A 25,949-nucleotide genomic window follows, 5' to 3' on the forward strand; every position below is an offset into this window, starting at 1 on the left:
GAATACATGAAAAATTACACATTACATATCAGCAATCATCACATCAGACATCAGCCATCCGCCATCTTTCACGTTTCACTTTTCACGTTTGACGATTCACAATTCACCATTCACAACTCACCATTCCCATCTCCGCTCATTCCTCAAAACTCTTTATATGTTCAAGCATTTATTCAAATTGATCTGGAACAAAAAGAAGCAGAACTTCCTGCTCATTACGGAAATGTTTGTTTCCTTCCTGGTGCTGTTTGCCGTCTTTTCGATGGTGGTTTATTTTTACCAGAACTACAAAAAGCCGGCAGGCTTCGATTACAACGATGTGTGGGTAGCCACTTTTTCCATGCCCGAGCACCTGCAAAGCAACGAATCGGTTGCCCTCTTTGCCGAGGCCATGCGCAAAAGCCTCAAATCAATGCCCGAGATAAGAGAACTGAGCTTCACCAGCATGAATGTGCCCTTTTCCATGAGCACCAATGGTACCAGTGTAAGTTCGCAACAAAAGCCGCGGGTGCACACCAATATTTTTGAAGTGGAACCCACTTACAAAGATGTTTTAAGCATGAATATGGTAGAAGGCCGCTGGTTTCAAAAAGGCGATGAGGTAGCCAAGTTGCGGCCCGTGGTGCTCAATCAAAAATTAAAAGAAGAATTGTTTGGCAGCGAACCGGCCCTGGGCAAAACACTGGGTGAAGAAAATTACAAAACCGGCCAGTTTGAAGACCGCTTTAAAGTAATAGGGGTGGTGCAAAACCTGAAAGAAACCGGCGACTACCAGGCCATTGAAAGCGGCGTGTACCGCGGTATGGACAGCGGCGGCCTGCGCTGGAACAATACCATTTTGCTAAAAGTGCAACCCGGCGCCGATGCGGCTTTTGAAAGCCGGCTGTTTAAAACTCTTTCCAACATGACCGGCACCAGCATCGAGATTGAACACCTCGAAAAAAAGCGCATCACCAAAAACAAACTGGCGCTGGTGCCCATGATCATCATGCTGATTGTAGGTGGTTTTCTCATTATCAATGTGGCTATGGGATTGTTTGGTGTGCTTTGGTACAACATCAACAAGCGCCGTGGCGAAATTGGTTTGCGCAGGGCCATCGGTGCATCGGGCAATGCGGTGTCTAAACAACTCATTGGCGAGGCCATGGTGCTGTCCACAATGGCCTTGATTCTGGGTAGTTTTTTTGCGGTGCAATTCCCGCTGCTGCAGGTGTTTGACTTGCCTGCTTCGGTGTATGTTGCAGCCATATTATTGGCGGTTGTGTTTATTTATTTGCTGGTGTTTGTTTGTGCCCTGTATCCGGGCAAACAGGCTGCAGCTATTTACCCGGCGGTGGCACTGCACGAAGAGTAGACCAGTGATTTGTATGATTGGGAAGGATTTGTATGATTATTAAAAGCTTCGTCATTGCGAGGCGCCGTAGTTGCATTGTAGTTAAATGAAACTGTTGCGCCGAAGCAATCTCCTGCACTCAATAGCATTATTGCAGGAGGTTGCTTCGGCGCACAGCATTTATTAATTTACAGCAACACTACGGCGCCTCGCAATGACGAACCTTATCATTTCCTATCATACAAATGAAAATTTCCTTTTGCAGAAACACATCCCCCCAATCATTTCTCATCATACAAATCACCGGTTCCATGTCCGGTTCCTTTAATTTTATCCCTGCATGATCCTGATTATTGATGATGATATTGCGGTGCGTACCTCCTTGCAATTGTTGCTGCACAGCGAAGGCTATGCCACGGCGGAGGCCGCAAACGAAACCGAAGCGCTGCAACAGCTCCGGCAGCATGATGTGGCCCTGGCCATTCTCGACCTGAATTTTTCCATGGAAACATCGGGCAAGGAAGGCATGCAATTGCTGCAACAAATCAAAAGCGTGCATCCTGTGCTGCCCGTTATCCTCATCACCGGCTGGGGCACCATCGATCTGGCTGTGCAGGGCATGAAACTTGGCGCCAACGATTTTATCAACAAGCCCTGGGAAAACAGCCATCTGCTACAGTCGGTGCAAACCCTGCTCGATCTGCAAGAAAAGAAAACGGAACAACTGGGCCGCCGCCAGCTCGATAGCCAATACAATTTTCAACACATTATTGGCGAAGACCCAAAGATGCTGACGCTGCTCGAAACTATTGGCCGCGTAGCCGATACCGATGCTTCGGTATTGATCATGGGCGAAAGCGGAACGGGCAAGGAACTGATTGCGGAAGCCATCCATCAAAACAGCAAGCGCAGGGGCAAACCATTTGTAAAAGTAAACCTGGGCGGCATCTCCACGTCACTGTTCGAAAGCGAAATGTTTGGTCATGTGCGGGGTTCGTTTACGGATGCCCGCTATGACCGTACCGGCCGTTTTGAAATGGCCAATAGGGGCACTATTTTCCTGGATGAAATTGGCGACCTCGATGCCAGCAGCCAGGTAAAACTATTGCGTGTGCTGCAGGACCGCACCTACGAAGTGCTGGGCAGCAGCCGCACTAAAACCCTTGATGTACGTGTAGTGTGCGCCACCAACCGAAACCTCGAAGAAATGGTAGGCCGAGGCACCTTTCGCGAAGACCTCCTGTACCGCATCAACCTCATTACCATCAAACTGCCACCGCTGCGCGAACGGCCAAAGGACATTCCGCTGCTCGTTAATTTTTTCCTGGCCAACCTGCGTGATATTTACAACCGGCCCGACCTGGCCATTACCCGCGAAGCGGCCAAATGGTTGCAGCAACTGCCGCTGCCCGGCAACATCCGCCAGCTAAAAAACCTGGTGGAGCGAACCGTGCTGGTAAGCCGCGGGCCGCTGCTCGATGTGGCCGATTTTCAAAACCAGTACGACCCATCTCCGGCAAAAAAGGAAACAGTGCAATTGCCCGGTGTGGGGCTGTTAACGTTGGAAGAAGTGGAAGTGGAAATGATCAAGCGGGCCATGGCATTTCATAAAAACAAAATAGCAAAAGCTGCAGTGGCACTGGGCCTTACCCGCAGCGCATTGTACCGGCGCCTCGAAAAATACAACCTGCCTTACGATGAAACTGCGGACTAAGTACCTGCTGTTTATTTTCTTTTTGCACGCAGTAACGCTGGTGCTCAGCTTTGTTATTTTCCGGGAAAATAAGCTGCTGTTTCTTTTTTCCGAAGTGCTGATCCTCGTTTCCATCTGGCTGGCCTGGGGCCTGTATAAAGAGTTGATTCAACCCCTTAAAACTTTAATGACTGGCGTGGAAGCCATCAGGGACCGCGACTTCAACGTAAAGTTTCGGCCAACAGGCAAATGGGAAATGGACCAACTGATTGATGTGTACAACAACATGATCGACCAGTTGCGTGTGGAGCGTACCCGGCAGGAGCAGCAACATTTTTTCCTGGAAAAACTGATTGCTACGGCGCCAACAGGCATCATCATTTTAGATTATGACAACCATATTGAAGGCCTCAATCCAAAGGCTGCAGCCATTTTGCAAATGGATGAAAAAACGCTGAAAGGAAAGCCCGTTGCCGATTTTCAGCACCCGCTGCTGCAACAAATTGCCACCCTTACTTCCGGCGAATCAAGAACCATCAGCGTGGCGGGTACCAATACGTATAAGCTGCAGTTGGCGCATTTTGTAGACCGCGGTTTTCCGCGTCATTTCATTACCATCGAAGAATTGACCGCGGAGATTTTAGCGGCAGAAAAAAAGGTGTATGGCAAAGTGATCCGCATGATGGCGCATGAAGTAAACAACACGGTAGGCCCGGTCAATTCCATTGTGCAGTCTACATTGAAAGCGGCCACATTTGCACCGGAACAAACAGGAATGATGCAGCATGCGTTGCAGGTAGCCATCAACCGCAACAACAACCTCAATGGCTTTATGCGCAACTTTGCCGACCTGGTAAAGCTGCCCCATCCCAACCGCAAAAAGGTGGATGCGCACCAACTGGTGCGCAATGTTTGCGACCTGTTTGCTGTGCGGGCAGCAGAATACAACATTCAATTTAATTACGAACTGGATGAAACACCATTGTTGATCCATGCCGATGACCAGCAGTTGGAACAAGCCCTGATCAATATTGTAAAAAACGCGATGGAATCCATTGGCAGCAACGGCACCATTACCGTGCAAACCATCACCGCACAATGCATCCTGCGCATCATCGATTCGGGCAAGGGTATTTCGGAAGTGGATGCCGACCATCTTTTTTCGCCGTTCTTCAGCACCAAACGCGATGGCCAGGGCATTGGCCTGATGCTGATCAAAGAAATTTTGCGCAACCACGATTTTCCTTTTTCACTGCGTACGATTGAGCCTGGTAAAACGGTGTTTACCATAAGGTGCAGCAGCTAGTAAAATCTTTATCAGTGCAGTTTATGAACTGCTTTTTAGAAAATGAAACCCGGTGGATTTGATCAGCGCGGCTTGTTCTTCACGCAGGGCCTTGCTGTGTTTGGCCTGCGGCAGCGAGCAATATGCCCTGATGGCCTGCAGCCGGTAAAAACGGTAGAAGAGATAATGCAAGCTATCCCAATCAAAGTGCTCAAACCAATGTGCAAATACGGTTGGCTGGCTTTTGTGCAGTGCTATTTGCCAGATAGCTTCCCAGGCTTCGCCATAGCCCTGTTCAATAAAGATAGTGTTGCCATTCAGCCGTCTAAAAGGCGTCACCACTTTTTCTGATTCTTCATAAAGGCCGGCCAGGTTCAGGTAATCGGCAATCATAAACTGAAAATAAGGAAACGCCCAAAAAGCCACCTGCAGCGGCTTTGGATGTTTTGCTGCCAACTGGTGCACCTGCTCCAGCTCGGTTTCTACCGGCTCTTTGGCCATACATTTTTTATACAAAATGCGGCTGCCCAGGTTTCGTGCCTGCACAAAATCATGCACCGATGCATTGGGTTTGATGCGCAGCAACTGTTCATAAACGGCTGTTGCTTCCCCTTTTTTGTTTTGCAAAAAATGGGATAGAAAAAGCAGCGCATGACCGAAGATCTGCGCTTCGGTGGTTTTTTTATGGTGCAGGTACAAGCGCAGCCCGCGGAGGTAATAATCAAGGCCGAGCCCGTCGATGTACGGAAAACGTTCGTAAAAAAATACCTGCGCTGTTTTGTTTTGGGCCAATGGTTCGGCCAGGCGGTTGAACAGCGTTGCGTTGCCCAAAATGCGTTTGGCAACGCTGCGGCAGGCGTTGTGGTAATTGATGTCGCCTTCGCTTTTTACCTCGATGCGGAAAAAGTCGAGAAAGAACATCGATTCATCCGAAATGTTGCTGGCCGTGGTTTCCACTTCGGGCTGCTGCAAGTGATCCCACGAAGCATAGCCGCAGTATTGCGCCAGCAGGTTTTTGGTTTGTAATGATGGAATGCCGCCGCCACTGAGAAAGCCAAAAATGCGGCGCAGCGTATTGGCCGATATGCCGGCGCCAATGGTTTGCTGCATGTGCTGTTGCAGCTTTTCGCAGTCGGCCGATATTTTGATGGTTCTGCCCCAGGTATGTTCTACCTTACTCTTTAAATGCGCCAGTTCGTCGGGAGTAATCGAGGGATGTGTTTTCCGCACTAGCGGAAATTACAAACTTGGAAGAACTTGGAAGATTTTTTCTGCAGCAAATGGGGCAAATTGCAATGCAATCGAAACTAACTGCTATTTCTGATTGCAAGACAATACTAATTCAACTTTTCATAGGCGCAAAAAAATAGACCGGCATTCCTGCCGATCCATTCATTAATTTTCAATCTTAACACACGTTCAAAAGCTGTTTCTAAATGAAGCAGCTTTTGTTTTTTGGGCCATTACAGCCCCACGCCTGTTACACAATGTTCCATGTTTCCCTACCGCGCAGCAACGCATCCAGGTCGGCCACTTTGCGGTCTTTGGCAATGGTAATCTGCTCGTTCAGCACTTCTTCGTAGCAGGGGCGGTCGGCGGCATAAAACACGCCAAAGGGGCGGGGCAGGTGGCCTTCTTTACGCGGGTCATCAAAAATGCGGGTCAGCATTTGTGCTTTGATCAGGTCCTGCTCGTCGTGTATCCACAGGTCGTCGGCCGAAAAGCCTTCGTTGAGCTGCACTACCTCGGGACGGAAGCCGTTGAGGCGAATGCCTTTGTCCTTATTGGCGCCAAAGATCAAGGGCTGGCCATGTTCCAGGAACAGTGTTTCCTCTGCCTTTGAACCTTTCTCGGTAAATATTTCAAATGCACCATCGTTGAAGATGTTGCAGTTCTGGTAGATTTCTAAAAACGAAGCGCCCTTGTGCCCGTGCGACCGCAGCAACATGGCCTGCAGGTGCTTTGGATCGCGGTCCATGCTGCGGGCAATAAAGGTGGCATCGGCACCCAAGGCCAGCGCCAGCGGGTTGAACGGGTGGTCGATGGACCCCATCGGGGTTGATTTGGTTACCTTCTGCTCCTCCGATGTAGGCGAATATTGTCCCTTGGTGAGGCCGTAAATCTGGTTGTTGAACAGGAGTATGTTCACATCAAAATTGCGGCGCAGCAGGTGAATGGTATGGTTGCCGCCAATGCTCAGGCTGTCGCCATCGCCGGTTACAATCCACACGCTTAGTTCGGGGCGGGTAGCTTTCAATCCGCTGGCAATGGCTGTGGCCCGGCCGTGGATCGAGTGCATGCCGTAGGTGTTCATATAATACGGAAAGCGGCTGCTGCAGCCAATGCCCGAAATGATGGCAATATTTTCCCGCGCAATGCCCAGCGTAGGCATTACTTTTTGCACCTGCGCCAAAATGGAGTAGTCGCCGCAGCCTGGGCACCAGCGTACTTCCTGGTCGGTTGCAAAATCTTTCGCCGTAAGGGCAGGAGTGGGGGTATTTAAAGTGGGTGTTTCCATTGTTTAAAGAATAACGAACAAGGAACAAGGAATGACGAATTTCGAATAGGGTTCACTGTTCCTGGATTTCTTACGATTTATGATTATTTTTTTGAGCTGTTTCTATGCTTTTTACAAAAATGGATATGAGTTGATGGTTTTCATTGATGCACTTGTTTAACCTATCCTCATCAAACCAACTTTTCCTTTTAATTAGCTTCAGGCAGTTGATTGTTTCCCGCAACTCCTTGGCCGACACTTTCATCTTATGAACAAAATCGTTTCTTGATTCGGCACTTTGGGCCTCGCCATATTGCAGGCAGGGCGCTGTGCCGCTTCTGATCAACTGGCCCGACAAATGATTTCCTGCGATTGTTTTCGGAAGTCCTTCAGCAACGTCGATTATTGCTGCAGCAAAGTTGATCAGGCGATCATCCAAATCAAATTTCCGGTCTGTCATGCCCCTTAGTTTTGGTTTCCTAAAAGCATTTCAAAGGTCCGGATTATTCATTCGAAAGAAACTGACCTGCCTCAACTTCGTTATTCGGCGTTCCTTGTTTCTTGTTCTGCGGTTCTCAACTTATCCTTGTGCCACCAGCTCTTCCCAATATTCCGCCGCCCTTCTGGTATGCGGAATAACGATCGTTCCGCCCACAATGTTGGCCACGGCAAAAATTTCGTATACCTGCTCGGTGGTTACGCCCTGCTCAAACGCTTTGCCCAGGTGGTATTTAATACAGTCGTCGCAGCGCAGCACCATGGAGGCTACCAGGCCCAGCATTTCCTTTGTCTTCGTGTCCAGTGCACCGGCTTCGTAGGTGTTCGTGTCCAGGTTCCAGAGGCGCTTCATCACCAGGTTGTTCTTGCTCAGGATCACCTCGTTCATCTTTGCCCGGTACTCATTAAATTCCTGTATCTGATTGGCCATTATCGGTTCTTTTTTGCGGTGCAAAAATAGCGAATGACGGGCACTCCGTTTTGTTAAGAAGGAAAGCAAATTTTTTGTAATAAATTCAAAGCTCAAACACCGTTTATGAAGAAATCTTTTCTGCTCGTCACCACCTTTGCCGTGCTGATCGCTTCTTCTCTGGCATTTACCAATGCCGAAGAAGTGCGGTACAAAAACCTGAAGGTCCTGCCCAAAAAAATCAACAAAGAAGAAATGGATGTGGTGATGAAACATTTTACCGCATCGCTGGGGGTAAAATGCAACCACTGCCATGTGTACAACCAGGAAGCCAAAGCCATGGACTTTGCCTCCGATGCCAATGAGCACAAGCTCACGGCCCGCGAAATGATGAAAATGACCCAGAAGCTCAACAAGAAATACTTTGAGTGGAAAGGCGACTGGACGGCGGTGAAAGACAAGTTGGAAGTAACCTGCTACACCTGCCATGGTGGTAAAAAAGAGCCTTCTTCCTGGCCTCCTGCACCGCAGCGCCCCGGCGGCCCTACTGCACCGGCCACCACAGCTCCGGCCACCCAGCAATGATAAAAGTTGAAGGTTTAAAGTTTAAGGTTCGCTGTTTGCTGGTATAGCAACGCAAACTTTTGGCCCATGCCAACTTTAAACCTTCAACTTTAAACCCCTTAACCTTTATATGACGCCACAATTTGATTTTGGAATGATCGGCCTGGGCGTAATGGGCAGCAACCTGTTGCTGAACCTAGCCGACAATGGCTTTGCTACCACCGGCTACGACCTCAACCCCGAACGCATGCAGGCGCTGGAAACGGCGGCACGGCCCGGCACCACGGTAAAAGGCGCGGCCAGTATGGAGGAAATGGTGCTGTCACTAAAAAAGCCGCGCAAGCTGATGATGCTGGTGCCCGCCGGCAACCCGGTGGACAGTGCCATCAACTCGCTGCTGCCGCACCTCGAAAGCGGCGACATCCTGATCGATGGCGGCAATTCGTTTTACCGCGATACCCTGCGCCGTGTGGCCCAATTGCACGAGCAGGGTATACATTTTTTTGGCATGGGCATTTCGGGCGGCGAGCTGGGTGCCCGCCTCGGGCCGAGCATGATGCCAGGCGGCGACCGCGAAGCCTACCAATTCCTCAAGCCCCTGCTGGAAGCCGTAGCCGCCGAAGCCGACGGCAAACCTTGTGTTGCTTTTATGGGCAAGGGCGCAGCGGGCCATTATGTAAAAATGGTGCACAACGGCATTGAGTACGCCATGATGCAAATGATCAGCGAGGTGTACGATATACTGCACCGCGGTGCTGGCTATACGGCAGAGCAACTGCAGGCCCTTTTTCAAAAATGGAACGACGGCCCGTTGCAATCTTTTTTAATAGAAATAACCGCCGATGTGTTCCGGTTTCGCGATACCGAAACTAAAGCATGGCTGGTAGATATGATACTGGATGAAGCCGGCTCCAAGGGCACCGGCCGCTGGACCACCCAGGAGGCGCTGAACCTGCCGGTAGCCATTCCGGCCATTGATGCTGCCGTGGCGGCCCGCACCCTTTCGGGAGTTAGGGGCCAGCGCCAGGAGGCAGCAAAATTGTTTGGGCAAAAAACGGCCGCTGTAAATAAAGCTGCTGCGTTGGAGGCCGAATTAGAGAGCGCCCTGTTTACCGGGTTTATCTGCGCTTATGCCCAAGGCCTCAGCATGCTGGCCGCTGCATCGCATGAGGAGGGTATGGACATTCCGCTGCCTGCCGTGGTGCAGGTGTGGAAAGGCGGCTGCATTATTCGCTCCGCACTGCTCAAACAACTGGAGCAGGCATTTGCACAAAACGAAACCTTACCCAATATTTTACTGGACAAAACGGTAGCAGGCCTGGTGCAAGAACACGAAAGCGGCCTGCGAAACGTGCTTACCCAGGCCATTGCCGCTGCGGTGCCGGTGCCGGCACTGTCCGCATCGCTGGCTTACCTCGATAGCTACCGAAGTGAGCGGCTGCCCACCAACCTGGTGCAGGCGCAACGCGATTATTTTGGTGCCCACACCTATAAGCGCACCGATCGCGAAGGCGTATTTCATACCGAGTGGCACGAAGGCCCCGATGAGCAGCCTGAACCCTGATGCGGCTCGTTTGTTGACGTTCGTGGCCGCATTTTTTGCCCAACCCATAACTCCTAACCATGCAACCTACAATAGTGTTTATTTTCGGCGGTGCCGGCGACCTGGCACAGCGCAAGCTGCTGCCTGCCTTGTTTAATTTATACCTCGATGGCAACCTGCCGGAGCAGTTTTTTATTGCCGGCATCGGCCGCTCGGCGCTGGCTAATGGGGCATATAAAAAATTGATCAAAGAAGGCATTGACGAGCATGCCCGCCGCAAGGAGCAATTAAAAGAACACTGGGATGCATTTTCCAAAAACATAGAGTATCTGCAAGTCGACGCATCGAAGGATGCGGAGTATAAAGTGCTGGGTAAAAAAATAACAGCGCTGCAAAAAGAGTGGGGTGCCGAGGCCACGATCATGTATTACCTGTCGGTGGCGCCCCAGCTGGCACCGGCCATTGCAGCATCGCTGCACGGCCACAAGCTGGCCAACAACCCGGCTTTGCACCGGCTGGTGTTTGAAAAACCTTTTGGCCACGACCTGCAAAGTGCCCGGGAACTGAACGGCCAATTGACCAAGCTGTACGCCGAGGAACAGATTTTCCGCATCGATCATTTTTTGGGAAAAGAAACGGTGCAGAATATTCTTGCGTTTCGTTTTGCCAACACCATGTTTGAGCCCATTTGGAACCACCGGTATATTGATCATGTGCAGATCACCGCTACCGAAACAGTAGGCGTGCTGGACCGCGGCGCTTATTTTGAAGGCGCCGGCGCCCTGCGCGATATGGTGCAAAACCATATGCTGCAACTGCTGTGCATGGTGGCCATGGAGCCGCCCGTTTCGTTCAATGCCAACGAGGTGCGCAACAAAAAACATGATGTGCTCAAAGCCATCCGCTGTTTGCGCCGCGAGGAAGTGCATACCCATGCGGTGCGTGGCCAGTATGCATCGGGGTGGGTGGAAGGTAAAAAACGTGTGGCTTACCGCGAGGAGGCATCGGTGGCGCCGCAAAGTGGGGTGGAAACCTATGCCGCCATCAAGTTATTCATCGACAACTGGCGTTGGAACGGCGTGCCGTTTTATGTGCGCACCGGCAAAAGCCTGGCGGAAAAAACCACGCATATTTCGGTGCAGTTCAAGTCGGCGCCCAGCTATTCTTTTCCAGCCGAATCAGTGGATACCTGGCGGCCCAACCGCCTGCTCATCAACATCAGTCCAAAGCTGGACATACGCCTGCGTTTCCAGGCCAAACAGCCCGGCCAGCAAATGACGCTGCAGCCCGTGGAAATGGTATTTAATTATTTCAACGAAACCTCCGAAACACAGCCCGAAGCTTACGAAACGCTGCTGCAGGATGTGATTGAAGGCGATGCCACGCTGTTTATGCGGGCCGACCAGGTGGAGCGTGCCTGGGCCATACTGGCGCCCATTATGGAAGTGTGGGGCACCAAGCAGCCGGTTGATTTTCCCAACTATGCATCGGGCTCATGGGGACCTGAAGATGCCGAAGCACTGATTGCACGGGACGGCAATCATTGGACTACGCTGCCGTTGAATGGGGGGTGATGAAAGTGAAATATCTGGATGTTACAATTAAACGTAGCGGTGCTAAGCATTTAAGCTGCATTTGTAGCTGATAGATTTTACATGATCTAGCAGCGTGCTTTTACTTACCCCTAGTTACAAACCGGCTGTCGAACTCGAATGGTTCTTCATCTACAATCTTAATCTCTTTGAATTGATGATGCGCTGGATTGATCAGGTAATTACAATCTCCGGGCACAACAGCAGAAGGAACAATTAATACCAGATATTCTGCGGCCAGAATAAACCCATCGCCAATTTGTTGGGTGCTGTTTGAGTGTGGATTGGAGCGCCAGTCCGGCGGCATATCAGCATTTGTTAGTTCAAGCAAATCCGCAGTATCGGGTATTTCAATTGAAATCAGGTAGTAATCTTTCGGCACGATGCCGATCGGTAGGTGCACGGCCACTTCGGCAAATGCTAAAGCCCGCGATTGACTTGTATAAAGCATGGCCACGCCCTTGCTATTCCATCTCCCGCCGTACAATTCGGCACCTTTTCCGGAAAGATCGAGCCGATGTTTGCCTTTGCTTAATCTGTAAACGATCATGCTAAAATGCCATGTTCGATTCTGCCCAATTCATCTTTTACCATGCCTACACCAAACTTGGTATCCAGTAATGCTTTCGGCGTACTCCCACCTAATGCCACCGACCTGGAGTTGAGCCAGGTATTGAAGTTTTCCTTGTCGCCAAACACTTCTACTCCATATTGATAAAGCATGGCCAGTTCAACGATCCGCTCCGATTGGATGGGCTGAAAAGCCTTTCTTTCTTTTTGGGCCCGTTGAATGGTTCGCTCTGAAAGTTGCAGGTAGTTGGCCCATTCCGATAAAGAGAAGGGCGCATCTTTGACCAGCTTTTCAAACGCACTGAAAGATATGCCTGTCCGCACCGCATCAATAATGGCCAATACATTTTTATCATCAACCGACTGGTAGGAAAAAAGCTGTTCCTTTCCCGGTTTGCTGGCCAAGGCTATATTTGTAGGCTTTTTAAGACTGGCCTGAGTCGCCATTTTTTTAGTACTCAATTTACTCCCTGCAAGTTGATCAAACTCCCTCCTCATAATATCTGATTTGCCTAAAGATAACAAAGTTGGCGTAAAAAATTCGACAAATGTCGGTATTGGTTGGACTTGCTATAATGTTAGTAATTCTTAGAGGCAGAGTGTTTTTGAATTTTTGAGTGCTGATGCATTACCCATTTCGGATAATCTTTTCTATTCACAAAACACCGGAGTTTGAAGGAGGTGCCGAAACAAGTTCGGCATGACATACCTAATGTAGCAAGACTTTGCTTCGACTGCAATTCGATTGAAGTTGCATTATTGAAAGGGGCCAATTTCTATTTGAATATTGTTCCGGCAACAGGTGCATTTTGGTGCCCTTCGACAAGAAACAATTCCTTTAAAAATATGAAGCAGGGCAAGTAGCAATTGTATTCAAATTAGTAACAAGTGCAGTCTATAAACATGTCGCAGCACCCCTCGGATTTATTTTTTAAAAAAATGTTATCGCCCACAATCCAAACCGTTTACCCTTTACGTAACTCTATGCAAATGCTTACGATCGGGGCAGCTTTAACTATTACCAAACCTTAATCCCATAACATATGGACATCATCAGCGGACAGAAGCCCGGGGCTTCTGAACAACACCCTATTGCCCGTAATGTATCGCGCCGCAACTTTTTGCGCTTTGCAGGCATCACCGGCGCATCGGCAGCAATCATCATTACCGGATGTGGCAAAGACGAAACCGACGAAATGGACGGCGGCGTAAACCTGGGCAGCGGCGATATTGGCGTGCTCAACTATGCATACGCGTTAGAACAGCTGGAAGCGGCGTTTTATACCCGCGTGGCCGAAATGCCATACAATAATATTTCGCCACTGGAGCGGCAGTATTTTGACGAGATCCGAGATCATGAAATTGCACACCGCGAGTTGTTTAAAAAGGCCCTCGCCAACAATGCCATCCGCAACCTGGAAGTGGATTTTAGTGCCGTAAACTTCACTAGCCGCGAGTCGGTGCTGGCTACTGCAAAGGCATTTGAAGACCTCGGTGTATCGGCATACAATGGTGCCGGTAAACTGCTCGCCAATCCCGATTACTTGTTGCTGGCAGGAAAGATCGTTTCGGTGGAAGCACGCCACGCAGCCCTGGTTCGCGACCTTATTGCCAATGGCTCATTTGCCGACAATACGATTGTGGATGCCAATGGCCTTGACCGCAGCCTCAACCCAATGGAAGTGCTGGCAGCCGCTGCGCCTTTTGTAAAAACGCGGATCAATGCATCAAACCTGCCCACAAATTAAATGGCGTGAATGAGCAATGGTGAACATGCTATTGCAGTTTCAAACAATCGTCAATCCATAATCGTAAATCGTCAATCAAATGAATCTCTATAATGTAATCGACCAGATTGAAAAGCTGGATCCTGATATGAGTGGCCGCCTTGATGGCCGCCGCGCAGCGCTGAAGCAGTTTACTTCTTTTGCCGGAAAAGTAGCCCTTGCTGCTGTGCCCCTTTCACTGGGCGGAATGTTTAAAAAAGCCTATGGCCAAAGTGTAACTACCGTACTTGATGTATTGAATTATGCACTGACACTGGAGTACCTGGAAGCCGAGTTTTATACACAAGCTGTAGCGTCAGCCGGACTGATTCCTGCAGGTGCACCAACCGGCGCCATCACCACCATTCGCGATCATGAGGTTGCGCATGTGGCGTTCTTGCGTACAGCCATCCAGGGTGCAGGCGGCACACCGGTAAACAAACCCAATTTTGATTTTACCGCAGGCGGCGCATTTGCCAATGTTTTTTCCAACTACGATACTTTTTTGGCGGTGGCGCAGGCGTTTGAAGATACCGGCGTGCGGGCCTACAAAGGGCAGGCTGCCAAGCTTATTTCCAACAACGATGTGCTCACTGCGGCCCTCAATATTCATTCGGTGGAAGCACGCCATGCATCGCATATACGCCAAATGCGCAGGGCCCGCGGTGCTGCTGTTAAGCCATGGATCACGGGCAAAGATTTGGGCGGTTTGCCTGCTGCAACAGCTGCTATTTATGCAGGCGAAGAAAATGCAACGCAGGCCGGTGTTGACATCACCAACATCAACGGTATGTCCATTAGTATGGACGATGCAACCGAAGCTTTTGATGAGCCGTTGACCGAACAACAGGTACTTGCTATTGTACGACCATTTATTCGTTGATCCGTACCCGTTAGTTTAGGCGTTAGGGGTGAAAAGGGCTGTGCTATTGGTGCAGCCTTTTGCCCCTTTTTTTATTGGGCACTCAGCCGGCCAAAAAAGCGGCGGCTTAATTGGAAGCAGGATAAAATATTTTGTGGAAACAGCACCAGGTGCAATAAGAGCAGCCACCAGGTGCCGGGTTGCTGCAGCGCCACCACCAGCAGCACCGCCACTGGCCAAAACAGTTGGTAAAAAGTATTTAGGAAAATATAATTGCGGCCGGGCACCGGCAAAATAGCAATCACCTTGATGTTGAAAAATGTGCGGGCAATAGCCACGCCAATGATGTACAACCCAAATACCAGCCACAACAGCGGCATGTTTAAATAAGCCAGCAACACGCACAGCGCAAGCACTTCCACGGCCAATATGCCTTTGGCAATAATCCAGAAATTATAGATCTCTCGTTTCACCGCGTAAGTGCTGGTGCCCGATTCGGTATCGTTCATACGGTCGGAAAACTGGTGCCACATAATGCCGCGCAGCCCATAGGCAAAAGCCCACACGGCGGCACTGATCATCCACACGGCATCGGCATTTTTGCCTGCAAAATGAAAGATGGCGGCAGCAATGGTGAGTGTAGGGAAAAGATGGGCGCCGCTGGCATCGGCCACCACGCCCCACACGCCTTTATTTTTTAACCGCATGGGAGGCATGGAATAAGCAGTGAACGATACGCCGGCCAAAAAGTAAAACAGCGTGGGCAACGAATCTTTATAAAAAAAGAAAAGAAACAAAAAACCGGGAATGGCGCTGGCGGCCAGCAGCAGCCTGCGTTGGACAGGAGTCAGTTTGCTTTGCCGGTTGTATTTGCCTGCGGCCAGGTCTTCTTCTATATCGGTAAAATCGTTGAGCACACTTACGTAAGCGGCGCCAAACATAGCCGAAACCACCACCATCAGCAAGCCGGGTAACAGTGCCAGCACATCGGCGCCACAGTACAAGGCAGTGGCGTAGCCCATTGCGGCCAGGGGCGCCATTTTATATTGCCACCACTCACTCAGCCGGATCAGTTTCGTCAGTTTCATTGCTGCAGGATACTCATTTTGGTTGCGCCGCAACGCTGTTTATTCAGCCATTTCATGCCACTTGCGCATCACGGTTTGCATCATCAGTTTCGAAAAAATGCGGGCATAATTCAGCGGGTGAAAAAACACCGCCTGCTGCATCATGCGTACGCCTTCTATTACTTTGCCATTGGTGCGCATGTTGTTTTTGGCGCTGCGCACCAGATACTCGAGGTAGCGTTTTTTTAAAAACTTTTGTTCGGGCACCGTCAGCAGGTGCATGTGGCGTTCGAGGATCACTTTAGCATCAGCTACATACAGCAGGCTATATACTTCCTCGCGGCTGCGGCCGTCGAAAATATTGTCGCCCACCACGGTTTTGCGCCACAGTGGTTCTTTTATAAATCCGGCAGTGCAGGCTTTGTTCAGTAGCATATCGAGCAGCATGCACCAGTCGTCGGCAATATTCATCTGGTTGCTCCACCCCGATACCATTGAGGAAGCCCGCACCAAAAGCGATGAAGATGGTGAAAGGCAGGCGCGGATATACATGTAGCGCAGCTCCGATGAATTGAACAAAACGGTGTTGCCCGGCTGCTGCTCAAAATAATGTTCGAGGTAAGGGTTGAAGCGGCAAAAATCGATCTGCCCGCCGTCTTTGGTTTCCTGTATCCAGTTGGCAAAAACAAAGTCGAGGTTGTTGTCTTCGAGCAGGGCTACGGTTTGCTCCAAAAACTGCGGCTCCCAGTAATCGTCCGAGTCCAGCGAAGCAATAAGGGTGCCTTTGGCCAACTTCAATCCGCGGCTGCGGGCAGCGCCCTGGCCGGCATGTTCCTGTATCACATATTGCACCGATGGAAATGCTTCCATCAGTTGCGCCGTGTTGTCTTGTGAGCCGTCGTCCACCACAATGATCTCTACGTTGGGGTACGTTTGCGCCAGTGCGCTCCGGATGGCCGTCGCCAACACCGAAGCCCGGTTGTAGGTAGGTATTATAACCGATACCAGCGGATTAGTTTTCATAAATTAGCTCAGTTATTTCATTTGCAAAAACTTCTTCAGGGCTGCCAGTAATCTGGTCTTGTATCATGGCTACCGCGGTGGTGCCCATTTCGGCCCAGCGATGGCGCTGCTGCCAGGCCCGCTCCATTGCGGCTTCAAAATCTTCCACATTTGCTTCGGCTAAAAAACCGTTCACGCCTTCCGTTACATACTCGGGTGTGCCGCCTGCTTTTGATGCAATCACCGGCCGGCCAGCAGCCAGGGCTTCAAGCACCACCAGCGGCATGCCCTCGCAGCGCGACGGCAGCACCAGTGCATGGTGTTGTTGCCAAACGGCTTCCATGCCTTCTACCTGTCCTTCAAACACCACGTTGGTCAGTTGTAGCAGCGCAGCCAGCTCTTTAATGCCTGCCTCGTCGTGGCCGATGCCAATAAAGCTCACCACCACCGGGCGGGACCGCCATTTGGGCTGCGCCAAAATGCGCAACAAAATGTCCTGCCCTTTATCAATAATAAACAGCCGCCCGATACAAGCCAGGCGAATGGTTTCTGATGCAATAGGAAAAGGAAGTGCTTTCGGAACCAACCGCACCGGGTTGTGTATTACACAGGCATTGGAAAACCGGAACCCAAACTGCTCCTCGGTGAGTTGCAGGTTGTGCTGCGATACGAAATAGCATTTTTTAGCCCGTTGAAAAGCCTGCCGCATGGACTGCCGCAGGTGGGCCGGGGGCCAGAAAAATTCCACTGCTTTCTGGCAAACAACAACGTAGGGTATATTATGTGCGCTGCAAACGGCAGCATAGTCCAAGCCATCAAAATTTATACCCTGTGCAATGATAACCAATTGAGGCCGAAAAAGCTGGAGGTGTTTGCCAAAGTTGATGTGCTCCCAGTAACCTGGCGGCCGCCGGAACAGCCTTTCCCGCAGTTTTTTCTGCAGGCGCCGGCTCAGCGGTGCATTGGCCGGCGTATCGCCCAGGGGCTGCAACTGCACACCCGCCTGCGCCAGTGCAGCAATGCGCGGGTGATGCGGGTTGATACCTACTTTGGAAAGGGAAGCCCCGATGCCCGACTGCCGCAGAAAAGGCAGGCTGCGTGCCCACAACTCTTCGCTGCCGCCCCAGTCATCGCTGCACATCGAAACAATAGCCACCCTTGCCTGCTGTGGCTTTGGCGCTATCGTTGGCTTATTTTGTTCGGGTGCAGTCATCGGGCGGATGTTGAGGGTATCAAAAGCAGTTTAGGTGTAAAATTTAAAGATAAATGGTCTTTATTTTAAAACAGGTTTTTTTAGAAACAGTTTGGCGTACTCGCCGGGTGTATTCACCAACTCATCATGCGTGCCTTCCTGCTTTACCTGCCCATCGCCCATTACATAGATATAATCGGCATGTTTTACCGCCGACAGGCGGTGGCTGATGATCAGTGCCGCACGATTGCCAATGCGTTCCCTAAAACTTTGAAACAACCGCTGCTCCGAAACCGCATCCAGCGCACTGGTGGCCTCATCCAAAATCACGATCCGCGAGGTGCTGTAAAATGCCCGGGCGATGGCCAGTTTTTGCCACTGCCCAATACTTACTTCGCGGCCTTCTTCAAACACACGGCCCATGGTGGTGTTGTAGCCTTGCGGAAATTTGTTGATAAAAGCTGCTGCACCAGAGTGTTCGGCTGCAGTCACCAGGTCTTCGTCGGAATGCTGGCGGTGAATGTCGCCAAAGCGGATGTTGTCGGCAGCGCTAACATTGTAGCGGCCAAAATCCTGGAACACTACCGACAGCTGCCTGCGGTATTCGGCGCTGCTAAACTGGCGCACATCTACACCGCCCAATGTAACGGCTCCTTCTGTGGGATCGTACAAGCGGCAAAGCAGTTTGATTAGCGTTGTTTTACCGGCGCCGTTCAGGCCCACCACCGCTACAATTTTGCCGGCAGGCAGGTGCAAATCCACCCCGGTAAGTGCCGGGTCTTTGGCATGCGGGTAGGTAAAGCTTACATCTTTCAGCTCCAGGTCCAGCTTTTCATCGGTAGGTACCGGCACCGGGGTTTGGGGCTCGGCCAGGCTGGGCTTCAGGTCAAACAATTCAAAAATGTTGTTTACATAAATGCTGTTGGCATACAGCACCGAAATGCCGCCCGAAAGGGAGTACAAAATATTATTGAGCTGCGGAAAAGCAATCAGGAACAGGGCTGCATCACCAAGGCTGGTGGTGCCGTTCATGGCCGAAATGGAAATAAAACCAATGCAGGCAAAAATGCCCAGGGTTACCGATCCGCCGGCAATCATTTCGTTGGTAGTGGCCAGGCGGTTGAGCCGCAGACGTTGGGTAATGAGGTCGGTAAAAATAGACTTGTGCCAGGACCGCAGGTAAGAGCCGAGGCCAAAGGCACGGATCTCTTTGGCCACCGTATCGCCGGTAAGCAGCGAGCTGAGGTACGCCGATTTCCGTTCGAGGTGCGTTTGGTTGCGCCGCCATTCATACATCCGGTCGGCCGATTTGATGCGCACCCATAGCAGTGGAATAATAAACACCGCCATCAGGGGCAGCAGCAGCCAGTGAATGGAAATCAGCAGCGAGCCTACCATCAGGAGCATCATGGCGTTTTTGGCAATATCTACCAGGTTGGTGAGAATGGCGTTGGGGCGGTCGGGGCCGGCATCCATGGCCCGTTTCATCGTATCAAAGTAAGCGGGGCTTTCAAAAAATGAAAGGTCCAGCGATACGGCGCAGCCATGAATTTTATCGTCGATAAAGGTGCTGACCTTGGCGGCCTGCACTTCGGCCACATGGCCGGTAAGAGCCCGCACCATCATATACACCACGCCAATCGCCGCAGCAATAATTAAGTAAGTAATTACCTCCTGCTGTCTTGCTGCTGCCGGCACATCGGGCTGTTGCGCCACGGCATTTACCAGTAATTTAAAAATATACAGCGAGCCAAAAAAAAGGGCACTTTCCAGTACAATCATCCCTACGGTAAAGAGCACCCGACCCCGCGTAACGGTCCAGATCAGCCGAAGCGTACGCAGCAGTTTCAGGTTTGCTCTTAGCTGCTGCACCTTATCTTTTATACTTAATCGCTCACTCATTGCAGTAGGGTTTGCCTGGCAGTGTGTTCTTAAAAAGTTTTAGCCGGCACGGAAAAGCCGGGGTGTTTTGGTTTCTACAAGATGCTGGAGGGAGCTTGGCGCTGTGTTGCCGGCCTGAGCCGGATGAAATTTGTTTGGGGCAAAGTACAGGTGCATGGGTACCCAAATGTTTTGGGGTGGCCTGGTGGTGCTGGCCCTGGGCTTGCACTTTGCGATAGCAGCATTTTTGGAAAAGGGTTTAGGATTAATGCTAAAATACGCGCTGAAATTAGATAATATTATGCAAACAGGCTCATTAAAAACCTGCGGCAGCCACACTTGAGCCGGCCCTTGCGTTGCTTTCCGCTCCATTTGCCCGCAATTGGGCATGCTGGCTCAGTGCCTGCAGGCAAATGGCCGTGGTCAGTTCTTCCGACCCAAAGGTGCTGCGTTTGGCCGGGCCGCCATAATACAGGCACCAGCGCGGCCAGCACCCATTGGATTGCTGACGCAGGAGCAAGTAACTGCAAGCTGCAGCCAACTCGGCGCCGTCATATCCCCAATTAACTAGGGCGCAAACGGCCAAGGCCGTTTCCAGCGCCGAGGCGCCAAAGCTGCCATCGGGTTGGGCATGGGCAAGCACCCGGCTCATGGCTTTTTGGCGCACCAGCTCCAGGCCTCTAATCCCCGATGCGTAACTCCTTGCAAAAAAGTAGTGCACCGAAAGCGGGTTGCAATAGTATTTATCACAACGCGCCTCTTCACCGTTCTCTACAATGCGCCTGATCCAGGCTACAACCGGCTCTGTTTCGGGCCCTTCGCCCAAATAGGTCAGCACATTGGCATTGACCACGGCATCCACATCGTTGCGGGAGCATTCCATTTTTTTCCAGAAAATCAGCCCTTTTACCGGCGCCAGGAACTCGCGGAGCGCCAGCCGCCAATAGGTTTTGTTGGTATTCCAGCGCCACCGGAAAGCAAACCAGGTATAAAATAGTCCCTTGCTGTTTCTATTGCCCAGCAGCAACCGCCGCAAAGGCTGTTGCGGATGATCGATACCCAGGCGCTGCAACACGCTGCTCACGCAGCTCGAATCATCCACATCATAAGGCAGCACCTCGTGGTGGGCCGCCATCCAGGTGTAGTGGTGCCAAGTGCTGCCGGGGCCCATATGTGCCCGCAAAAACCAGCCTGCCTGCTGCAGCATTTTTGCCACCTGTGGCGTTTGGGGCAGCTGCAGCAATGCATCGCAAATCAGCGTAGTGGGAAACAGCATATTTACATGAAGCGTCCAACCCTGCAAGGCTTCATCGCCGCCCATATAACAAACAAATTCGCCGTGCGGAAACTGGTGTTGCTCCAGGTAGTCGAGGCCCTTTTGGATGGCCGTTTCAGTATCGGGAATTGCTTCGTTGGCTGGTGGGGTTGTTTTCAACAGCAGGCTATTAGGTGCAGGGCAAAGCTAAACAATGCTGCAGGTTTTGGCAAAAGGCCTAAAGCCAGGTTCGCGGCATTTATCTGCGTGCAAAATGTTGTTCCTGATTAGCCAGCGGCCGCGCCAATCCGGCGCTTGGCGGTTATCTTTGCAGCATGATTCAAATCGACCAGGCGCTGCTTTCCGATGAAGTGGTGGAAGCGAAATTTGTGTGCGACCTTGCCAAATGCAAGGGCGGCTGTTGCGAAGACGGCGATGCCGGCGCGCCGGTAACCGACGAGGAAATGGAAATCATCCGCAAAAACCTGGAGGTGATCCTTCCTTACCTCACTGCCGAAGGCCGCGCCGAGCTGCTGCGCCAGGGCCTGTTTGTGCAGGATGGCGAATTTGGCTGGGTAACGCCGGTGATCAATGGCGGCGTTTGCGCCTATGGTTTTCGCGATGAGCGGGGCATCATAAAATGCGGCATTGAAGCGGCCTACAACGATGGCAAGCTAGATTGGAAAAAACCCATTTCCTGCCACCTGTTTCCCATCCGGCTTAACGAAACCGATACTTACACGATGGTGAACTACGAGCCCCGCGAAGTGCTGTGCAAACCAGCCTGTGCGTTTGGCAAAAAACTAAAAGTGCCCGTGTATCAATTCCTGAAAGAAGCGCTGGTGCGTAAATTTGGAGCAGAGTTTTACGACACGCTGCACCAGCTGGCCGTCGAGCATTTCGATGCCGCGCCGGAGAAGAGAAAATAAGTTCAAAGTTCAAGGTCTAAAGTCTAAAGTTGCACTGCAACAACGGCCCCAAACCTTAAACTTTAAACCTTCAACTTTTAAACCCACAACCTCCCATGTCCGAACAGGCCGCCACCTTCATAGCCAAGAGCACCATCAAAGCCGCCGACCGCGAACACCGCCGCAAGATCAATTTTAATATTGCCAAATACAACGCAGTAGTGCCCGTAGGTAAGCAGCAGTTTGAAGACGTGCACTATGCCCGTGAACGGGCAAAAAACCGCAAGTGGCAGGCCATTGAAAACCTGGACCAGCACCTCTTGGCTTTTGAACAAAAAATAACGGCCCGTGGCGCCAAAGTACTGTGGGCCGAAACCGCCGAAGAGGCGCTGGAAGAAGTGCGTAAAATTTGCGCAGCAAAAAACTGCCGCACCCTGGTGAAAAGCAAAAGCATGGTGACGGAGGAAATTCACCTCAACCGGTTTTTGGAGGAGCAAGGCATTGAAAGCGTGGAAACCGACCTTGGCGAATACATACAGCAACTGGATGGCGAGCCGCCTTATCATATTGTTACGCCGGCCATGCACAAAAGCAAGGAAGATGTGGCCCGCCTATTTGCACAAAAACTCGGCACTTCACCCAATCTTTCGCCCAGCGAGCTAACCTTGGTGGCCCGCGACAAACTGCGCGAAAAATACGCCAGCGCTGAAGTAGGCCTTACCGGGGCCAACTTTATTGTGGCCGATGTGGGCGGCATTGCCGTTACGGAAAATGAAGGCAATGCAAGATTGAGCTGCGCCCTGCCCAAAACACATATCGTGGTGGTGGGCATCGAAAAAGTAATTCCTTCCATTAACGACCTGCCCTTGTTTTGGCCGCTGCTCTCCACGTTTGGAACGGGGCAAAAAGTAACGGTGTACAATTCATTGGTAACCGGCCCGCGCCAGCCCGGCGAAGTGGATGGCCCCGAAGAATTGTACGTGATCCTATTAGACAACGGCCGCACCAACCTGCTGGCCGACCCGGTAAGTCGTGAGGCGCTGTACTGCATTCGTTGCGGTGCCTGCCTCAATGCCTGCCCGGTATATAAAAATATTGGCGGCCACACATATCAAACGACGTATAGCGGTCCTATTGGGGCTGTAATAACGCCGCACCTCAAGGGCATGGACGAGTGGAAGCACCTGAGCTATGCATCGTCGCTGTGTGGCAACTGCACCGAAGTGTGTGCGGTAAAAATTAACCTGCACGAACTGCTGCTGCACAACCGCTCCGAAGCAGTGCAGGAAGGCGCCGCAACAATGGCGGAACGCACTGCATGGAAGTTGTGGAAAAGGGCCATGCTGCACCGCAGCCTCATGAACCTGGCACCGGGCAACATCAAAGGCTGGGTGGTGAACCGTTTTGTAAAAGAATGGAAAGCACACCGCGCCGACCTGGTGTTTCCTAAAAAAACCTTCAACCAGATGTGGCGGGAAGAGGAGCGTAGTTAATTATGAATGATGAATGATGCGTTATGAATTGGTAGGTACTTCTTGAAATTCATCATCCATAATTCATAATTCATCATTTTTTATATCTGTTGGCGGCTTAAATTGCTAACTAAACCATACGCCTGTGCTCCTGTACGCCCATTCCATAACACCCCGTTTAAAGTATGTGGCCGATTTTCTGACGCGGTACTACGAGCATCCGTTTAAGGTGATGGCCAATGAAGGGGCTTATGCCGAGGCCGAAGAGCCCAAGATCAATTACTCGCACCAGCGCATCAGCAACGGCGAGTTGTACATCAAGCCCTGTCCCATTTTATCCGAAACAGAAAAACGCCGCTTCACGCTGCACACCGTGGAGCACAACGGCTACAAGGTTTTTTTTGAAACCACCGGCGACCTGGGCTTCGATCTTTTTGCCGGCATATTTTACCTGCTTACCCGTTTTGAAGAATACCTGCCGCATGCAAAAGATGCGTACGGCCGCTTTTCGCATGAAGCATCGCTGGCGCACCGCGAGGAGTTTTTGCACCTGCCGCTGATCAACATCTGGCTCGAGGATTTTCGCACTGTGTTGCAGGAGCGTTTTCCCGGCATTCAATTGCAAAAGCCGCAGTTCCAGTTTGAACCTACTTACGATATTGACATTGCCTGGTGCCACCGCTACAAGCCGGCCAAGGTAAGGTGGGGGCGCATTTTGCAAGCCATTGCACGCTTTAAGTTTGGGCAGGCAAGCCGTCATATTAAAGTGCTGAAGGGCAAGCTGCCCGATCCATACGATTCGTTTGAATGGCTGGATGAGTTACACCAACAATATGGTCTAAAACCAGTGTATTTTATTTTGGCCGCCATTGAAAAAGGCCGGTTCGATAAAAACACCGATGTACATGTGCCGCAGTTTGGGCAGTTGATTCATGCGCTGGGAACGAGGTATACCATCGGCATGCACCCGTCGTGGTTCAGCGGCGATCATAAAGCGGCCATGGGCCGCGAAAAAGCATTTGTGGAAAAGGCGGCGCACCAGCACATCATGCACTCGCGGCAGCACTACATCCGCATGTCGATGCCGCACACTTACCACCGCTTGCAGGAGCTGGGCATTAAACACGAATACTCGATGGGATACGGCACCATCAACGGTTTCCGCGCATCGGTGGCCATGCCGTTTTATTGGTACGACCTGGAGCAGGAAGCACAAACCGACCTGCTAATTCACCCGTTTTGTTTTATGGATGCGAATGCCTACCACGAGCAAAAACTGTCACCGGACGAAGCCCTTTCCGAGCTGCGCGAACTGCTTCGGGTAACCCGCTCCGTTGGCGGCACCATGGGCACACTGTGGCACAACCATTTTTTAGGAACAGCACCGGAGTTTGAAGGCTGGCGGGAAGTGTATGAGCAGTTTGTGCAGGAAGCTACGTTAAGTCAAAAGGCATAAGTCAAAGCCAAAAAGTGGAATTCCAGCGTGTTAGTAAAATACTTTTAGGTTTTCACTTTTCACCTTTGCCCTTCTATTTCACCGCCTTATTTACCAGCCACACACCATACAGCGTAATGAGTGTGCCCACAATAATAAACACGGTTAGGGGCTCGCTGAAAAACAGCGCACTAAGCACAATGGCAATCACCGGGTTGATATAAGCATACAGCGATACCTGCGCTGTGGGCAGGCGCTGCAAGGCATAGAGGTACGCCACAAATGCAGCCACCGAACTAAATACGGTAAGATAGGCTATGGCTGCCCACGACTGCCACGGAATGGCTTTGATGGAAACATCGTTGCCGGTAGCCGCCACCGTGCCGTACAGCACCACACCCGAAATGGTCATTTGCAGGCCCAGCGAAAAATAGGGGTTAAACGAGGCCGCATGTTTTTTGGTGTACAGCGTGCCCACGGCCCAGGTCCAAGTGGCAAACAGGGAAATAAGAATGCCAAACAGGAAATCGGGATTGAACAGCTCGGACAGGTGTTCGTAAAATATAACGCAGATGCCCGCAAAGCCAACGGCAAGGCCGGTAAGTGCCTGCGGTTTGGGCCGCGTTTTATCTACCACCAATGCAATCACCACCAGCCACAGCGGAAAGATGGCGCCAATGATGGCGGCCAGTCCTGCCGGGATAAATTTTACTCCCCAGGTAGACAATCCATTACTGAGCACAAAGTTGAACAGGGAAAGAATAAGTATGGTGCGCCACTCGCGGCCACGGGGCCATGCCGCTCCTTTGATAACGTAAAAAACAATATAGCACAAGCCGCCCAGCACCTGCCTGATGGCTGCCAGCTGCAACGCCGGCATGTATTTTACGCCCTGCCGCGAAGCGATCCAGGTGGTGCCCCAAAGAAAGCACACCAGGCCAAGCGCCACCAGGGCCGGTCCTTTGCCTTTCGATTTGCTTTCGGTTTGCAACAAATGTGCTGCGCTAGCGGTTGCCGCTGTTTTACTGTCGTGTTCCACTATTGCTGCGGGTTGGTACCCGTTTTTATAAAAAAAATCGGCGCCCTTACTGCGCTGAACTTACAAGGCCAAACGGGCCGGGTAAG

The 25,949-nt window shown here is 51.2% G+C and carries 24 protein-coding genes; 12 read left to right on the forward strand and 12 right to left on the reverse strand.

The window, feature by feature from the left end:
• Window positions 1-157: 157 nt before the first annotated feature.
• The 3 genes from EPD17_RS03945 (at window position 158) to EPD17_RS03955 (ending at window position 4,332) form a co-directional block, all read left to right on the forward strand.
• On the forward strand, window positions 158-1,354 hold the full coding sequence (locus tag EPD17_RS03945) for an ABC transporter permease (protein ID WP_132051959.1): 1,197 nt from the start codon (window positions 158-160) through the stop codon (window positions 1,352-1,354).
• Window positions 1,355-1,673: 319 nt separating this feature from the next.
• Window positions 1,674-3,047: a sigma-54-dependent transcriptional regulator gene (locus EPD17_RS03950; protein WP_132051961.1), complete on the forward strand. Its 1,374-nt coding sequence runs from the start codon at window positions 1,674-1,676 to the stop codon at window positions 3,045-3,047.
• Window positions 3,031-4,332, forward strand: a complete 1,302-nt coding sequence (locus EPD17_RS03955) for a sensor histidine kinase (RefSeq protein WP_132051963.1) — start codon at window positions 3,031-3,033, stop codon at window positions 4,330-4,332. The genes EPD17_RS03950 and EPD17_RS03955 overlap by 17 nt, the downstream gene beginning before the upstream one ends.
• 21 nt (window positions 4,333-4,353) lie before the next feature.
• Here the strand turns inward: EPD17_RS03955 and EPD17_RS03960 are convergent, their stop codons facing one another.
• The 4 genes from EPD17_RS03960 to EPD17_RS03975 all read right to left on the reverse strand — a co-directional run bounded on the left by EPD17_RS03960 (window position 4,354) and on the right by EPD17_RS03975 (window position 7,736).
• Complete coding sequence (locus tag EPD17_RS03960) at window positions 4,354-5,541, reverse strand: hypothetical protein (protein ID WP_132051965.1); 1,188 nt, start codon at window positions 5,539-5,541, stop codon at window positions 4,354-4,356.
• Window positions 5,542-5,791: 250 nt separating this feature from the next.
• Entirely contained in the window at window positions 5,792-6,829 is a 1,038-nt protein-coding gene (locus tag EPD17_RS03965; RefSeq protein ID WP_114236964.1) for a 2-oxoacid:ferredoxin oxidoreductase subunit beta, read from the reverse strand.
• Window positions 6,830-6,899: 70 nt separating this feature from the next.
• Window positions 6,900-7,268, reverse strand: coding sequence for a four helix bundle protein (locus tag EPD17_RS03970; protein ID WP_132051967.1), 369 nt, complete (start codon window positions 7,266-7,268; stop codon window positions 6,900-6,902).
• Window positions 7,269-7,388: 120 nt separating this feature from the next.
• Window positions 7,389-7,736 carry a carboxymuconolactone decarboxylase family protein gene (locus EPD17_RS03975; protein WP_114236966.1) on the reverse strand — a complete coding sequence of 116 codons (348 nt, stop codon included), beginning with the start codon at window positions 7,734-7,736 and terminating at the stop codon, window positions 7,389-7,391.
• Between the two features lie 105 nt (window positions 7,737-7,841).
• Here EPD17_RS03975 and EPD17_RS03980 point away from each other — a divergent pair, with 105 nt between their 5' ends.
• The 3 genes from EPD17_RS03980 to zwf all read left to right on the forward strand — a co-directional run bounded on the left by EPD17_RS03980 (window position 7,842) and on the right by zwf (window position 11,396).
• Window positions 7,842-8,300, forward strand: a complete 459-nt coding sequence (locus EPD17_RS03980; protein ID WP_132051969.1) for a c-type cytochrome — start codon at window positions 7,842-7,844, stop codon at window positions 8,298-8,300.
• 109 nt (window positions 8,301-8,409) lie between these two features.
• Complete coding sequence (gene gndA, locus EPD17_RS03985; protein ID WP_204743287.1) at window positions 8,410-9,843, forward strand: NADP-dependent phosphogluconate dehydrogenase; 1,434 nt, start codon at window positions 8,410-8,412, stop codon at window positions 9,841-9,843.
• A gap of 59 nt (window positions 9,844-9,902) precedes the next feature.
• Entirely contained in the window at window positions 9,903-11,396 is a 1,494-nt protein-coding gene (gene zwf, locus EPD17_RS03990) for a glucose-6-phosphate dehydrogenase (protein ID WP_114236968.1), read from the forward strand.
• A 100-nt stretch (window positions 11,397-11,496) separates the two neighbouring features.
• On the opposite strand, the gene EPD17_RS03995 is transcribed toward zwf, so the two are convergent.
• Window positions 11,497-11,964 (reverse strand): RES family NAD+ phosphorylase, encoded by a 468-nt coding sequence (locus tag EPD17_RS03995; RefSeq protein WP_132051971.1) that lies wholly within the window; start codon window positions 11,962-11,964, stop codon window positions 11,497-11,499.
• The gene (parS, locus tag EPD17_RS04000; protein WP_204743289.1) at window positions 11,961-12,389 is read right to left on the reverse strand and encodes a type II RES/Xre toxin-antitoxin system antitoxin; all 429 of its coding nucleotides are present in this window, start codon (window positions 12,387-12,389) and stop codon (window positions 11,961-11,963) included. Before parS ends, EPD17_RS03995 begins: the two co-directional genes overlap by 4 nt.
• A 638-nt stretch (window positions 12,390-13,027) precedes the next feature.
• On the opposite strand from parS, the gene EPD17_RS04005 reads away from it, so the two are divergent.
• Both EPD17_RS04005 and EPD17_RS04010 read left to right on the forward strand, forming a co-directional pair.
• Window positions 13,028-13,732, forward strand: coding sequence for a ferritin-like domain-containing protein (locus tag EPD17_RS04005; RefSeq protein WP_132051973.1), 705 nt, complete (start codon window positions 13,028-13,030; stop codon window positions 13,730-13,732).
• Window positions 13,733-13,811: 79 nt separating this feature from the next.
• Window positions 13,812-14,633, forward strand: coding sequence for a ferritin-like domain-containing protein (locus EPD17_RS04010; RefSeq protein WP_132051975.1), 822 nt, complete (start codon window positions 13,812-13,814; stop codon window positions 14,631-14,633).
• 71 nt (window positions 14,634-14,704) lie between these two features.
• Here EPD17_RS04010 and EPD17_RS04015 read toward each other — a convergent pair whose 3' ends face one another.
• The 4 genes from EPD17_RS04015 to EPD17_RS04030 are packed head-to-tail and all read right to left on the reverse strand — an operon-like array spanning window position 14,705 to window position 19,775.
• Window positions 14,705-15,700 carry a UbiA family prenyltransferase gene (locus EPD17_RS04015; RefSeq protein WP_114236972.1) on the reverse strand — a complete coding sequence of 332 codons (996 nt, stop codon included), beginning with the start codon at window positions 15,698-15,700 and terminating at the stop codon, window positions 14,705-14,707.
• A gap of 39 nt (window positions 15,701-15,739) precedes the next feature.
• Window positions 15,740-16,702 (reverse strand): glycosyltransferase family 2 protein, encoded by a 963-nt coding sequence (locus EPD17_RS04020; RefSeq protein ID WP_132051977.1) that lies wholly within the window; start codon window positions 16,700-16,702, stop codon window positions 15,740-15,742.
• Window positions 16,692-17,894 carry a glycosyltransferase family 4 protein gene (locus tag EPD17_RS04025; RefSeq protein ID WP_132051979.1) on the reverse strand — a complete coding sequence of 401 codons (1,203 nt, stop codon included), beginning with the start codon at window positions 17,892-17,894 and terminating at the stop codon, window positions 16,692-16,694. Before EPD17_RS04025 ends, EPD17_RS04020 begins: the two co-directional genes overlap by 11 nt.
• Window positions 17,895-17,954: 60 nt before the next feature.
• Window positions 17,955-19,775: an ABC transporter ATP-binding protein gene (locus EPD17_RS04030; protein ID WP_132051981.1), complete on the reverse strand. Its 1,821-nt coding sequence runs from the start codon at window positions 19,773-19,775 to the stop codon at window positions 17,955-17,957.
• Between the two features lie 154 nt (window positions 19,776-19,929).
• Here EPD17_RS04030 and EPD17_RS19850 point away from each other — a divergent pair, with 154 nt between their 5' ends.
• Window positions 19,930-20,097 (forward strand): hypothetical protein, encoded by a 168-nt coding sequence (locus EPD17_RS19850; RefSeq protein ID WP_165929516.1) that lies wholly within the window; start codon window positions 19,930-19,932, stop codon window positions 20,095-20,097.
• Here the strand turns inward: EPD17_RS19850 and EPD17_RS04035 are convergent.
• Window positions 20,071-21,189 (reverse strand): prenyltransferase/squalene oxidase repeat-containing protein, encoded by a 1,119-nt coding sequence (locus EPD17_RS04035; RefSeq protein ID WP_132051983.1) that lies wholly within the window; start codon window positions 21,187-21,189, stop codon window positions 20,071-20,073. The two genes, EPD17_RS19850 and EPD17_RS04035, sit on opposite strands and share 27 nt — an antisense overlap.
• A 155-nt stretch (window positions 21,190-21,344) precedes the next feature.
• Between EPD17_RS04035 and EPD17_RS04040 the strand changes: the two genes are divergently transcribed.
• The 3 genes from EPD17_RS04040 (at window position 21,345) to EPD17_RS04050 (ending at window position 24,845) form a co-directional block, all read left to right on the forward strand.
• Window positions 21,345-21,938 (forward strand): DUF3109 family protein, encoded by a 594-nt coding sequence (locus tag EPD17_RS04040; protein ID WP_132051985.1) that lies wholly within the window; start codon window positions 21,345-21,347, stop codon window positions 21,936-21,938.
• 95 nt (window positions 21,939-22,033) lie between these two features.
• Window positions 22,034-23,410 (forward strand): LutB/LldF family L-lactate oxidation iron-sulfur protein, encoded by a 1,377-nt coding sequence (locus EPD17_RS04045; RefSeq protein ID WP_132051987.1) that lies wholly within the window; start codon window positions 22,034-22,036, stop codon window positions 23,408-23,410.
• A gap of 124 nt (window positions 23,411-23,534) precedes the next feature.
• Entirely contained in the window at window positions 23,535-24,845 is a 1,311-nt protein-coding gene (locus EPD17_RS04050) for a polysaccharide deacetylase family protein (RefSeq protein ID WP_132051989.1), read from the forward strand.
• Window positions 24,846-24,918: 73 nt separating this feature from the next.
• Here the strand turns inward: EPD17_RS04050 and EPD17_RS04055 are convergent, their stop codons facing one another.
• Window positions 24,919-25,863 carry a DMT family transporter gene (locus EPD17_RS04055; protein ID WP_204743290.1) on the reverse strand — a complete coding sequence of 315 codons (945 nt, stop codon included), beginning with the start codon at window positions 25,861-25,863 and terminating at the stop codon, window positions 24,919-24,921.
• Between the last annotated feature and the right edge of the window lie 86 nt (window positions 25,864-25,949).

Source organism: Pseudocnuella soli (assembly GCF_004347775.1).
Taxonomy (GTDB): Bacteria; Bacteroidota; Bacteroidia; order Chitinophagales; family Chitinophagaceae; genus Flavisolibacter; species Flavisolibacter aquaticus.